The sequence below is a fragment of the Paraburkholderia sp. BR10954 genome (assembly GCF_040965775.1).
Classification (GTDB): domain Bacteria; phylum Pseudomonadota; class Gammaproteobacteria; order Burkholderiales; family Burkholderiaceae; genus Paraburkholderia; species Paraburkholderia youngii.
Map to the genome: position 1 here is coordinate 48,566 of NZ_JBFRCK010000003.1, position 12,726 is coordinate 61,291.

The following is a 12,726-nucleotide window of genomic DNA, read 5'->3' on the forward strand; positions in this document are numbered from 1 at the left end:
AGACAAATCGGCAGGGTTACTTCGCGAGCGCGGCTTTGACCTGCGCGGAGACGGCGGTCATGTCGGCGCGGCCGGCCAGCTTCGGCTTCAGCACGCCCATCACTTTGCCCATGTCCTGCGGGCCGGCAGCACCGGTTTGCGCGACCGCCGCCTGCACTTCGGCAACGATTTCCGCTTCGGACATCTGCTCAGGCATATAGGCGGAAAGAATCGCCAGCTCGGCTTTTTCCTTGTCCGCGAGATCTGTGCGTCCGGCGGCCTCGAACTGGCTGATCGAATCCTTGCGCTGCTTGATCATCTTGTCGACCACGGCGGTTATGCCGGCATCGTCGAGCGTGACCCGCTCATCGACTTCACGCTGCTTGATCGCGGCGAGGAGCAGGCGGATTGTGCCGAGACGCTCGGTCTCGCGCGCCCGCATGGCAGCTTTCATATCGTCGTTGATCCGGTCTTTGAGACTCATCACTCACCTGAATTGCGTTGAAAAGTTGAAAAACCGGCCGGTCGATGGCGGCGATACCGCCGCATCAGCACGAAAACCCGCTTGGGACTTCTTCCTCAAGCGGGTTGGCGCAATATGCGTAGTGGATGCGACCCTGCCGGCTGGCCCGATGGGCCGGGTTTGCCGTGATGGCACTGTGGTGCCGCCATCGGCCGGGATGCTGCCGCGCCGCGTACAGCGGGGCAACGCCAGAATCAGTAGAGCTTTTTTGGCAGCATCTGGCCACGCAGACGCTTGAAATGACGCTTCACCGCCGCCGCTTTCTTGCGCTTGCGTTCGGCTGTGGGTTTCTCGTAAAACTCGCGAGCGCGAAGTTCCGTCAGTAAGCCGTTTTTCTCCATGGTGCGCTTGAAACGGCGCATGGCGACTTCGAACGGCTCATTGTCTTTTACGCGGATGGTCGTCATTTTTCAATAACGGAACTTTGTAAAGGTTCAGGAGTATAGCAGAGCTTTCTCACAAAGCCATTGCGCCGTCAAGCCCCCGGGCATATTCGGCGGCCGCCTCCCCCGCCGCGACACCCGACGCCCACGCCCACTGGAAGTTGTAGCCGCCGAGCCAGCCGGTCACGTCGACCGCCTCGCCGATGAAGTAGAGACCCGGCACCCGAGCGCTCATCATCGTCGTCGATGACAAACCGCGCGTATCGACGCCACCGCGCGTCACTTCGGCCTTGCGATAACCCTCGGTGCCGTTCGGCGTGAGCGTCCAGCGCGACAGCGCCTCACCGATGCGGCGCAGCGACTTGTCCGGCAGATCGGCGACGCGAGCCTCGGCCGCCACCTGATGAGTGTCGAGCCACACGTGCGCGAGCCGTTGCGGCACCCATTCCGATAGCAGATTGGCGATCTGCCGCTTCGTGCCGTTTTTCGCGTCGATGAGCGCGGCCGCGGCGTCGCGCTCCGGCAGCAGATTGATGTGAATCGGCTCGCCGGGCTGCCAGAAGCTCGATATCTGCAGCACCCCTGGGCCCGACAGGCCGCGGTGCGTGAGCAGCAGATCTTCGGTGAACTCGGCGCCGGTCTTCTTGTTGCCAGTCGATAGCTGGACTTCGAGCGACACGCCCGAAAGCGCCGCAAACGGCTCCCAGTCGGCCGGCGCGAAGGTCAGCGGCACCAGCGCGGGGCGCGTGTCGATCAGCTTGTGGCCGAACTGCTTGGCGATGCGGTATGCGAAATCGGTCGCGCCGATCTTCGGGATCGACAGACCGCCCGTCGCGATCACGAGCGCACGGGCGGCGATCGTGCCCGCCGTCGTGCCGAGCAGGAATCGCCCTTCGGCATCCCGGCGCACTTCTTCGACCGATAGCGGCGTGCGCCATGCAACGCCACCGGCGTCGCACTCGCTTTTCAGCACGTCGATGACCGCGTCGCTCGATTGATCGCAAAACAGCTGGCCCTTGTGCTTCTCATGCCACGTCACGCGATGTTGCTTGAGCAGCGCCATGAAGTCGCGCGGCGTATAGCGTGCCAGCGCCGAGCGGCAAAAATGCGGATTCGCCGACAGATAATTGGCCGGCCCCGCATACAGATTCGTGAAGTTGCAGCGGCCGCCGCCGGAAATGCGGATTTTTTCCGCAAGACGCTGCGAGTGGTCGATCAGCGCCACCCGCCGCCCGAGTTGACCGGCAACGGCCGCGCACATCATGCCGGCCGCGCCCGCGCCGATCACCGCGATATCGAAGGATTCCATGGGGCCGCATTGTACCTGCCGGGCCCACGCGCCCGTGCCCGTGCGCTGCCGGCCGCCAGCGGCTGCCGGTCCGCGCTGGTATACTTTCAGGCTTACCTTTCACTTTCGGACGCGCATTGCGCGCGCCCGTCTCAAAGCGATTCATCATGCTCGTTCTCGGCATCGAAAGCTCCTGCGACGAAACCGGTCTTGCGCTCTACGACACGGAGCGCGGCCTGCTCGCGCACGCGCTGCATTCGCAGATTGCGATGCATCGCGAGTACGGCGGCGTCGTGCCGGAGCTTGCATCGCGCGACCACATCCGCCGTGCGCTGCCGCTGCTCGAAGAGGTGATGGAGCGCGCCAGCGTTGCGCGCGGTGACATCGACGCGATCGCCTACACACAAGGCCCTGGGCTCGCGGGCGCGCTGCTGGTCGGCGCGAGCGTCGCCAATTCGCTGGCGATGGCGTGGAACAAGCCGACCGTCGGCATTCACCATCTCGAAGGGCATTTGCTGTCGCCGCTGCTCGTCGATGAGCCGCCGCCGTTTCCGTTCGTCGCGCTGCTGGTGTCGGGCGGCCATACGCAACTGATGCGCGTGACGGATGTCGGCGTCTACGAGACGCTCGGCGAAACGCTCGACGACGCCGCCGGCGAAGCCTTCGACAAAACCGCCAAGCTGCTGGGCCTCGGCTACCCGGGCGGCCCGGAAGTCTCGCGCATGGCCGAGTTCGGCACCCCCGGCGCAGTCGTGCTGCCACGCCCGATGCTGCATTCCGGCGACCTCGATTTCAGCTTCAGCGGCCTGAAGACCGCCGTGCTCACGCACGCAAACCGGCTGGGCGGCGCGAACATTTGCGAACAGGCCAAGGCCGATCTCGCGCGCGGTTTCGTCGATGCCGCCGTCGAAGTGCTGGCCGCGAAATCGCTCGCGGCGCTCAAGCGCACGAAGCTGAACCGGCTGGTGGTGGCGGGCGGCGTCGGCGCGAACCGGCAGTTGCGCGAAGCGCTGTCGGCCGCCGCGCAGAAGCGCAATTTTTACGTGCACTATCCCGACCTGTCGCTGTGCACGGACAATGGCGCGATGATCGCGCTGGCCGGCGCGCTGCGTCTGCAACGCTGGCCCGAACAGGCCGTCAACGACTACGCGTTCACCGTGAAGCCGCGGTGGGATCTGACGTCGCTCGCGCACTGAACCGCCGCCGCAAGACGATAAAAAGCCGCTTTAAAAGCGGCTTTTTCATGGGTTCAATGCTTTTGCAACGAAACGGCGTGGACCGACGCAGAACGTATCAGGCGAGGCGCTTGTCCTGCTCGATTACCGCATAAGCGCTGTGATTGTGAATCGACTCGAAGTTCTCGGCTTCGAGCACATACGCGAGGATGCGCTCGTCGGCATTCAGACGCTGGGCAACGTCGCGCACGAGGTCTTCGACGAACTTCGGATTTTCGTACGCGCGCTCGGTAACGAACTTCTCGTCCGGACGCTTGAGCAGACCCCACAGTTCGCACGACGCTTCTTCCTCGGCGATGCGGATCAACTCTTCGACAGCCACGTCGCCGATCAGCTCGGCATCGATCGTCACGTGCGAGCGCTGGTTGTGCGCGCCGTACTGCGAGATTTTCTTCGAGCACGGGCACAGGCTCGTGACCGGCACCAGCACCTTCAGAAACAGCCGCGTCGCGCCATGGCGGGTCTCGCCGGTCAGCGTAACTTCATAGTCGAGCAGGCTCTGCACGCCCGACACCGGCGCGGTCTTGTTCACGAAGTACGGGAATGACACTTCGATGCGGCCCGCCTCGGCCTCGAGCTTATCGAGCATGGCCGCGAGCATCGTGCGGAACGTGGCCGGTTCGAGCGGCGCCTTGTTCTCTTCGAGCAACGCGACGAAGCGCGACATGTGCGTGCCCTTCTGCTCGGCCGGCAGATGCACGTCGAGATTCCACGTGCCGACCGTCGGCTGCACTTCATCGGCTTGTGTGCGAACCGTCAACGGATGACGTACGCCCTTCACGCCGACCCGCTGGATCGGAATCTGGCGCGTGTCGGGGGTGCTTTGCACGTCGGGCATCACGAAGGCGGGATTCATCTGATTCATTCTTTTGTCCTTTCTGGAAAGCGCCGGGCTGCGTCCAGGTCTCGCTGCATCGGCGACGATCGCGCAGCGAGCTCGAAGCGCCCAGCGGCCGTGCAGATCAGCGCGCGCAATGGCGAACGCCGGCTGCCGCCGGCGTTGGGTGACGGGCCGCAAGACCCGTCGGTTCAAACTGGAGATTGCCGAAGCCGCCGTCGCATGACGGCGGCATGAGTCGTACCCACGGCGGCATGACAGGCGACAGCGCTTTAAGCGACGCGCTTCACCGACGACTGACCGCCGACCGCGCCGCTTGCGAGGAAGCGTTCGCGGATCGACCGGGCAATACCCGCGGCGTCGAGACCGCACGCGGCGAGCAGCTTGGCCGGGTCCCCATGATCGATGAACCGATCGGGGAGGCCCAATTGTAGTACGGGGCGCATAACCCCACTTGCGAGCAGGGCTTCGACGCAGGCCGAACCCGCGCCACCCATGATGCAGCCTTCCTCGACGGTGACGATCGCGTCGTGCGTCTCGGCCAGCTTGCGCACGAGTTCGGTGTCGAGCGGCTTCACGAAGCGCATGTTCGCCACGGTGGCGTCGAATTGCTCGGCCGCTGCGAGCGACGGCGCGACCATCGTGCCGAACGCGAGAATCGCGATGCGCTTGCCGGCCGGCGCCGACGTCTCGCGACGCACTTCGCCCTTGCCGAGCGGCAACGCGGCCATCTGCTTGACGGTTGCCACACCGGTACCCGCGCCGCGCGGGTAGCGCACAGCGGTCGGATGCGACTGCTGCAACGCGGTGTACAGCATCTGACGGCACTCGTTTTCGTCCGACGGCGCCATCACGGTCATGTTCGGGATACAACGCATGAACGCGAGGTCGTACGCGCCCGCATGCGTCGCGCCGTCCGCGCCGACGAGACCCGCGCGATCGATGGCGAACACCACCGGCAGGTTTTGCAGCGCGATGTCGTGAATCAACTGGTCATACGCGCGTTGCAGGAAGGTCGAATAGATCGCGACGACCGGCTTCATGCCGTCCGCGGCGAGGCCGCCCGCGAACGTCACCGCGTGCTGCTCGGCGATGCCGACGTCGAAGTAACGATCCGGGAAGCGCTTTTCGAACTCGACCATGCCCGAGCCTTCACGCATCGCCGGTGTAATGCCGACCACGCGCGAGTCGAGCTCGGCCGCATCGCACAGCCATTCGCCGAACACCTGCGTGTAGGTCTTCTTCGACGGCGTCGCGGCCGGCTTGATGCCCTCGGCCGGATTGAACTTGCCCGGGCCGTGGTATAGCACCGGATCGGCCTCGGCCAGCTTGTAGCCCTGGCCTTTCTTCGTGACCACATGCAGGAATTGCGGCCCGCGCAGTTCCTTGATGTTTTGCAGCGTCGGAATCAGCGAATCGAGATCGTGACCGTCGATCGGCCCGATGTAGTTGAAGCCGAACTCCTCGAACAGCGTGGCCGGCACGATCATGCCCTTCGCGTGCTCCTCGAGCTTGCGCGCGAGATCGAGCACCGGCGGCGCGACGCGCAGCACGCGCTCGACGCCCGCGCGCGCGGCCGCATAGAAGCGCCCCGACATCAGACGCGCGAGATGGCGATTGAGCGCGCCGACCGGCGGCGAGATCGACATGTCGTTGTCGTTGAGGATCACGAGCAGCGGCACGTCGTCTTCGACGCCCGCGTTGTTCATGGCCTCGAAGGCCATGCCGGCCGTCATCGCGCCGTCGCCGATCACGGCGATACCCATGCGGTTGTCGCCCTGCAGCTTGCTCGCGATCGCCATGCCGAGCGCGGCCGAAATCGACGTGCTCGAGTGCGCCGTGCCGAAAGTGTCGTATTCCGATTCGTCGCGTTTCGGGAAGCCCGAGATGCCGCCCAACTGACGCAGCGTGTGCATCTGCTCGCGACGACCGGTCAGGATCTTGTGCGGATAGGTCTGATGGCCTACGTCCCAGACGATCCGGTCGTGCGGCGTATCGAACACATAATGCAGCGCGATGGTCAACTCGACCGTGCCGAGGTTGGACGAGAGATGGCCGCCCGTCTGCGATACGCTGTCGAGCACAAAGGCGCGCAACTCGTCGGCAAGCGGCTGCAATTGACGGCGATCGAGGCGGCGCAGGGCTGCCGGGTCGTCGATGGTTTTCAGCAAGTCGTACATCGTCGTTCCATTGTAGGAAAACTTACGCGCCCGCACTTCATACATGCACCCCGGGAATGGAGGGTGCGCGGCGGCGGGCTTTCGCGTTCAGCTGACCCGGTTCACCACCAGGTCGGCCAGTTCGGCAAGACGCTGTGCGCGAGCGCCGAACGGTGCAAGCGCGGCGTGAGCGTCGCTGCGCAGTTGCGCCGCGAGCGCGCGCGACGCGTCGAGCCCGATAATCGACACGTAGGTCGGCTTGCCGTCCTTCGCGTCCTTGCCGGCGGTCTTGCCGAGCGTTGCGGAGTCGGTCGTGACGTCGAGAATGTCGTCGACGACCTGAAACGCGAGACCGACCGCGGCGGCGTAGGCGTCGAGCGAAGCCAGAGCCTGCGCGTCCGGGGTCTCGCCGGCCAGCGCGCCCATGCGCACGGCCGCGCGCAGCAGCGCGCCGGTCTTCATGCGATGCATGGTCTCGAGCTGCGGGCGGGTCAGCGTGTGACCGACGCTCGCCAGATCGATGGCCTGACCGCCGCACATGCCGATCGAGCCGCTGGCGAGCGCGAGTTCGCGCACGAGCGAGGCCTGCTGCGGCTGGCCCAATACGTCGGACGTGAGCACGACGAATGCCTGCGATTGCAAAGCGTCGCCGACCAAAAGCGCGGTCGCTTCGTCATACTTGACGTGGACCGTCGGCTTGCCGCGGCGCAGTTCGTCGTCGTCCATGCAGGGCATGTCGTCGTGCACGAGCGAGTAGACGTGGATCATTTCCAGCGCCGCCGCCGCCGCATCGAGGCATTCGGCGCGCGCGCCGGTCAGCTCGCCGGCCGCGTGGCACAGGAGCGGCCGCACCCGCTTGCCGCCACCGAGCACCGCATAGCGCATCGCCTCGTGCAGCTTGGCGGGTTCGGTCGTCTCGGCCGGCAGATAGTGTTCCAGAGCCGTTTCGACGCGTTCGAGCACCGAGCGCGTCCATTGTTCGAATGTCATAGGTCGTCCCCGCTCTCAGTCGCGGCTGTGCCTGCGGTATTCATGGGCAGAGGCTTGAGGGTCTCGCCATCGAGGACCCGCACCTGCTGCTCGACCTTTTCGAGCTGCTGTTGACAGAATGCGACAAGTGCCGCCCCGCGACGGTACGCGGCCAGCGATTCCTCGAGGCTCAGGCCGCCGCCTTCCATGCGCGCGACGAGCTCTTCCAGCTCCGTCTGCGCTGCCTCGTAATTCTCCGGCAGCGGCGCGCTATCGCCGCTTTCGGCTGGCGCGGCGGCGGAATCGTTCGATGCGGTCTTCGCCATGAATAGTCGCAAAATTAAAACAAGTCGGACATTCTACGGCAAAAGCGACATTTTCGATCCGCTCGAAGGCCTGCGCCCCGCCTTGCCACGTTGCTTCGAGCCTGTCCGATGCCCACCTTTGCCCCGCTTCGACCCTGAAGTCTCGCAGAAAAAAAGCTCGAGGTCTGCGGCGAAAATGCCGAACTTTCCTGACATTTTTAACCCAAATCAGGGACTTAAGTGTCCCTGTCACAGGGAAACGGGTATAATCGCGGGCTCCCTAAATCGAATCTTCGATGGTTGGGTTGTTCACTGCTTTCACGTCTTCATCGGGAGTGGGAATGTCCAATCTGAGCAATGCATTGCAGTTGCGGTCTGTTCACAGCCAGCTGCCAGTCACGGCTTACTTTGACGAAGCGCTTCTTACGCGCGAAATCGACACCCTTTTCAAGAAAGGTCCTCGCTACATCGGCCACGATCTCATGGTGCCCGAAGCGGGGGATTATTTTGCCTTGCCCAGCGAACGCGAGGGGCGGGTACTCGTCCGTAACCAGCAGTCGCAAGTCGAGTTGCTGTCGAACGTGTGCCGCCACCGGCAAGCCATCATGCTCAACGGCCGCGGGCAGACGCAGAACATTGTCTGTCCGCTGCATCGCTGGACGTACGACCTGAAGGGCGAGCTGCTCGGCGCGCCCCATTTCGCCGACAACCCGTGCCTGAATCTCGGCGCCACGCCGCTGCAGAACTGGCAGGGTCTGCTGTTCGAGGCGCAAGGTCGCAACGTCGCGAAAGATCTCGCACGCCTCGGCACCAGGCGCCACTTCGACTTCTCGGGCTTCATGTTCGATCACGTGGAAGTCCACGAGTGCAACTACAACTGGAAGACCTTCATCGAGGTCTATCTGGAGGACTATCACGTTGCGCCGTTCCATCCGGGCCTCGGCAGCTTCGTCAATTGCGATGATCTGACGTGGGAGTTCGGCGACTGGTACAGCGTGCAGACGGTCGGCGTGCACAAGGCGCTCGAGCAACCGGGAAGCCCGACGTATCGCAAGTGGCACGATGAAGTGCTGCGCTTTCGCGACGGCAATCCGCCCGAGTTCGGCGCGATCTGGATGGTGTACTACCCGGGCATCATGATCGAGTGGTATCCGCATGTGCTGGTCGTGTCGTGGCTGATTCCGCGCGGTCCGCAGAAGACCACCAACGTGGTGGAGTTTTATTACCCCGAGGAAATCGCGCTGTTCGAGCGCGATTTCGTCGAAGCCGAGCGCGCCGCCTATATGGAGACGGCCCGCGAAGACGACGAGATCGCCGAGCGCATGGACGCCGGCCGTCTCGCGCTGATGGAGCGAGGCGAATCGCAGGTCGGTCCGTATCAGAGCCCGATGGAAGACGGCATGCAGCACTTCCACGAGTTTCTGCGACGCGAACTCGGCACGATCTGATCCGCGCCGCGCGGCGCATCGATCGACTCAAGGAAAGACGGGCTTCGACCCGTCTTTTTTTGTTTAGACTAACAACATAGACCGGTGATTGCGCCAGCCGTGTGAACGACGCGGCCCGCAGCCGCCATCGCCCGTATCGAGGAGACGCTCATGCCCCACACTCATTACACCACCCTGATCTCCGCGGCCAATCTTGCCGAGCTGCTCACGGCCGCGCCGGGCAGCGTGTTCGTGATCGACTGCCGGTTCGACCTCGCCGATACCGACGCCGGGGAGAAAGCCTGGCTGGCCGGCCATCTGCCGGGCGCGCATTATCTGCATCTCGATCGCGATCTGTCCGGGCCGAAGAACGGCTCGAACGGCCGGCATCCGCTGCCCGATCGCGCGCGGCTCGTCGAAACGCTCGAGTCGCGAGGACTGAAGCAAGGTCAACAGGTCGTCGCATACGACGCGCAAGGCGGCATGTACGCGGCGCGCGTCTGGTGGCTGTTGCGCTGGCTCGGCCACGACGCGGTCGCGCTGCTCGACGGCGGCCTCCAGGCATGGGAAGCGGCCGGCCAGCCGCTGACGCAGGCCGTGCCCGCGCAGAACACCGGCGACTTCAAGGCGGCCGCGCCGCTCGCGGTGACCATCGATAGCCAGGCGGTCGAGCGCAACCTTGTCTCGAAGGAGCGGGTCGTCGTGGATGCGCGCGCGCCCGATCGCTATCGCGGCGAAAACGAGACACTCGACCGCGTCGGCGGCCATATTCCGGGCGCGCTGAACCGCTTCTTCAAGGACAACCTGACCGCCGACGGCCGCTTCAAGCCGGCCCACACTCTGCGCGAGGAATTCCATGCGCTGCTCGGCGACACGTCGCCGGAGCACGTGGTGCTGCAATGCGGCTCGGGCGTGACCGCCTGCGTGAATTCGCTCGCGATGGAGGTTGCCGGCCTGCATGGCTCAGCCCTGTACCCGGGCTCGTGGAGCGAGTGGAGTTCCGATCCGAAACGGCCGGTGGCGACCGGGGCGAACCCCTGAGCACTTGCCCCGGCGAGTCGTAATCAGACAAAAAGGCCGTTGCCGCGTTGAAGCGGCAACGGCCTTTTTCATCGGATTTATCGCTAGCCAAGCAAACACATGAGGATTTCAAGCAACCCCATGTTGCTTGAACCACACGAGCGTGCGACGCCAGCCATCCTCGGCATCGGCCTTCTTGTAGCTTGGACGGTAATCTGCGAAAAACGCGTGACCCGCGTCGTCATAAACGACGAACTGCGAGCCACGTCCCGCCTGCGGCCCTTGCGCGATCGCCTGCTTCATCTGTTCGAGCGTGTCCTGCGGAATGCTTTGATCCTGGCGCCCATACAAGCCGAGCACGGGCGCATGCAGGTCGGCGACGAGATCGAGCGGATTGGCCGGCGTCATCGCATTCTTCGCGCCGGTCACGCGACCATACCAGGCAACGCCCGCCTTCACGCGCGGATTGTGCTCGGCATACAGCCACGAGATGCGCCCGCCCCAGCAAAAGCCGTTGACGCCGAGCCGGTTCAGGTCGCCGCCGTTCTCGCCGGCCCACGCGGCGGCCGCGTCGAGGTCGGCAAGCACCTGCTCGTCGGGCACTTTGCTGACCAACTGCTCGTTGAGTTGCTGCATGCTCGGGTAAGCGGTCGGGTCGCCCTCGCGCTCGTACAGGTTCGGCGCGATCGCCAGATAGCCCTGCTTCGCGAAGCGCCGGCACACGTCGGCGATATGCTCGTGGACGCCGAAGATTTCATGCACGACGAGGATCACCGGCAGATGCGTCTTGCCCTTCGGCTGCGCGCGATAGGCCGGTATCAGCGTACCGCCCGAATGGAACGCCACTTCCCCTGCATCGAGGCCGTCGCTGTCGGTATGGATGGTCTGCGCCGAGACGGGCAGCACCGCTGCCGCGAAACCAGTGCCGAGCGCCGCCTTCATGAAGGTGCGCCGATCGAAGGGAACGTGCGGAATCAGACAATCAACTTCAGGCTTCAGCATGGGGCGCTCCTCGAAGAATTGTTAGAGGCAACAGGATACGCCTTGCGCGCATCCCGTTGCAGATTCAACTGAGGAGATTGTCCGCACGCGCCGATGCAGTCAGTGCAGCTTGACGCGCGGCAGCGTGGTACGGCGCAACCAATGCGCAAAGGTGTCCAGCACCATGCGCGGATAGCCGTGCAGCGCCGCGATATGCAGCCGGTACAGCGACATGTACATGAAGCGCGCGAACAACCCTTCGATCAGCATATTGCCGCCGATCACCCCGCCCATCAGATTGCCGACCGCGCTGAAGTGCCCGAGCGAGACCAGCGAGCCGAAGTCGCGATAAGTGAACTCCGGTAGCGGCCTGTTCTCGAGGCGCGCCGCCAGTCCCTTCATCAGAAAGCTCGCTTGCTGATGCGCGGCCTGCGCGCGCGGCGGTACGTTGCGCTCGTTGCCCGGCCACTCGCAGGCCGCGCAGTCGCCGAGCGCGAAGATGTTGTCGTCGATCTCGGTTTGCAGCGTACGGCGCACGATCAGCTGACCGAGCCGGTTGACCGGCAAGCCGTCGAGTTGAGTGAGCACCGCCGGCGCCTTGATGCCCGCCGCCCACACGGTCAGATCGGCTCGCACCGTGTGACCACTCGCGGTGCGGATGTAGCCCGGCGCAACCTCGGCCACGGTCTCGCCGATCATCAGCTTCACGCCGAGCTTGGTCAGCAATTCGGCGGTGGCCGTGGAAACGCGCTCCGTCAACGCGGGCAGGATGCGCGGCCCCGCCTCGATCAGCACGATGCCGACGTCATGCCGCGGATCGAGCTTGTGCAAGCCATACGCGGACAACACCTGGGCGGTATTGCGCAATTCCGCCGATAACTCGACCCCCGTCGCGCCGCCGCCGACGATCGCCACCTGAATGCGCGGCTCGCTGGACGTCCACGTGCCGGGTCCCGGTCGCGACTCGACGGGCTCGTGCGCGTGATGTTCGGCGCGCATGCACGCCGCGATCAGGCGTTTGCGGAAACGCTCCGCCTCGCTAACCGTATCCAGTGCAATCGAGAATTCGGCCGCTCCCTTGACGCCGAAGAAGGCCGTGGTACTGCCGATCGCGATGACCAGCGTGTCGTACTCGAGCACGCGTTCGGGCAGCAGTTCAGCGCCGTCGTCGTCGAGCACGGTGCCGAGCGTAATGCGCCGGTTCGCGCGGTCGAGTGCGGTCAGATCGCCTTGCTGGAACTCGAAGCCATGCCAGCGCGCCTGCGCCGCGTATGGGAGCTCCTGGGTGAACGGGTCCATGCTGCCCGCCGCCACCTCGTGCAGCAGCGGTTTCCAGATATGCGTTGGAAAGCGATCGACCAGCGTGACCTGGGCCTGCGCGCTGCGCCCTTTCTTGCCGGCCCCATAGCGATCGCCAAGACGCGTCGCCAGTTCCAGCCCTCCCGCACCTCCGCCAACGACGATAAATCGATGCATTGCACTTCTCCGTGTAGCCGATGAATTATCTGTCGCGACGCGGCGCATGAATGCGCCGTCCTCAATCGATTGTCCTCGACCCGGCTGGGAAGTCACAAGTGGCCAATACTCATGTGTGACATGCGCACGACGTTATCGTGCGG

The 12,726-nt window shown here is 64.5% G+C and carries 12 protein-coding genes; 3 read left to right on the plus strand and 9 right to left on the minus strand.

The window, feature by feature from the left end:
- Positions 1-16: 16 nt before the first annotated feature.
- The 3 genes from AB4Y34_RS05260 to AB4Y34_RS05270 all read right to left on the minus strand — a co-directional run bounded on the left by AB4Y34_RS05260 (position 17) and on the right by AB4Y34_RS05270 (position 2,194).
- The gene (locus AB4Y34_RS05260; protein ID WP_176378918.1) at positions 17-463 is read right to left on the minus strand and encodes a GatB/YqeY domain-containing protein; all 447 of its coding nucleotides are present in this window, start codon (positions 461-463) and stop codon (positions 17-19) included.
- 233 nt (positions 464-696) lie between these two features.
- Positions 697-909, minus strand: coding sequence for a 30S ribosomal protein S21 (rpsU, locus tag AB4Y34_RS05265; RefSeq protein ID WP_008919901.1), 213 nt, complete (start codon positions 907-909; stop codon positions 697-699).
- A 49-nt stretch (positions 910-958) separates the two neighbouring features.
- Positions 959-2,194 (minus strand): NAD(P)/FAD-dependent oxidoreductase, encoded by a 1,236-nt coding sequence (locus AB4Y34_RS05270; RefSeq protein WP_176367604.1) that lies wholly within the window; start codon positions 2,192-2,194, stop codon positions 959-961.
- 146 nt (positions 2,195-2,340) lie between these two features.
- Here AB4Y34_RS05270 and tsaD point away from each other — a divergent pair, with 146 nt between their 5' ends.
- Complete coding sequence (gene tsaD, locus AB4Y34_RS05275) at positions 2,341-3,369, plus strand: tRNA (adenosine(37)-N6)-threonylcarbamoyltransferase complex transferase subunit TsaD (protein ID WP_176107230.1); 1,029 nt, start codon at positions 2,341-2,343, stop codon at positions 3,367-3,369.
- A 97-nt stretch (positions 3,370-3,466) separates the two neighbouring features.
- Here the strand turns inward: tsaD and folE2 are convergent, their stop codons facing one another.
- From folE2 to AB4Y34_RS05295, 4 genes are all read right to left on the minus strand, one after another.
- Positions 3,467-4,273 carry a GTP cyclohydrolase FolE2 gene (gene folE2 / locus AB4Y34_RS05280; protein WP_368715453.1) on the minus strand — a complete coding sequence of 269 codons (807 nt, stop codon included), beginning with the start codon at positions 4,271-4,273 and terminating at the stop codon, positions 3,467-3,469.
- Between the two features lie 245 nt (positions 4,274-4,518).
- Complete coding sequence (gene dxs / locus AB4Y34_RS05285) at positions 4,519-6,426, minus strand: 1-deoxy-D-xylulose-5-phosphate synthase (protein WP_176378917.1); 1,908 nt, start codon at positions 6,424-6,426, stop codon at positions 4,519-4,521.
- 87 nt (positions 6,427-6,513) lie between these two features.
- Positions 6,514-7,395: a polyprenyl synthetase family protein gene (locus tag AB4Y34_RS05290; protein ID WP_176378916.1), complete on the minus strand. Its 882-nt coding sequence runs from the start codon at positions 7,393-7,395 to the stop codon at positions 6,514-6,516.
- Complete coding sequence (locus AB4Y34_RS05295) at positions 7,392-7,700, minus strand: exodeoxyribonuclease VII small subunit (RefSeq protein WP_176378915.1); 309 nt, start codon at positions 7,698-7,700, stop codon at positions 7,392-7,394. The genes AB4Y34_RS05290 and AB4Y34_RS05295 overlap by 4 nt, the downstream gene beginning before the upstream one ends.
- Before the next feature lie 320 nt (positions 7,701-8,020).
- Here AB4Y34_RS05295 and AB4Y34_RS05300 point away from each other — a divergent pair, with 320 nt between their 5' ends.
- A complete protein-coding gene (locus tag AB4Y34_RS05300) occupies positions 8,021-9,127 on the plus strand; it encodes an aromatic ring-hydroxylating dioxygenase subunit alpha (RefSeq protein WP_368715454.1) in 1,107 nt (368 codons plus the stop codon).
- A 150-nt stretch (positions 9,128-9,277) separates the two neighbouring features.
- A complete protein-coding gene (locus AB4Y34_RS05305; protein WP_176378913.1) occupies positions 9,278-10,147 on the plus strand; it encodes a sulfurtransferase in 870 nt (289 codons plus the stop codon).
- Positions 10,148-10,255: 108 nt separating this feature from the next.
- On the opposite strand, the gene AB4Y34_RS05310 is transcribed toward AB4Y34_RS05305, so the two are convergent.
- Together AB4Y34_RS05310 and AB4Y34_RS05315 are read right to left on the minus strand one after the other, a co-directional pair.
- Positions 10,256-11,128: a dienelactone hydrolase family protein gene (locus tag AB4Y34_RS05310; protein ID WP_368715455.1), complete on the minus strand. Its 873-nt coding sequence runs from the start codon at positions 11,126-11,128 to the stop codon at positions 10,256-10,258.
- Positions 11,129-11,227: 99 nt separating this feature from the next.
- Complete coding sequence (locus AB4Y34_RS05315) at positions 11,228-12,583, minus strand: NAD(P)/FAD-dependent oxidoreductase (RefSeq protein ID WP_368715456.1); 1,356 nt, start codon at positions 12,581-12,583, stop codon at positions 11,228-11,230.
- Positions 12,584-12,726 lie beyond the last annotated feature (143 nt).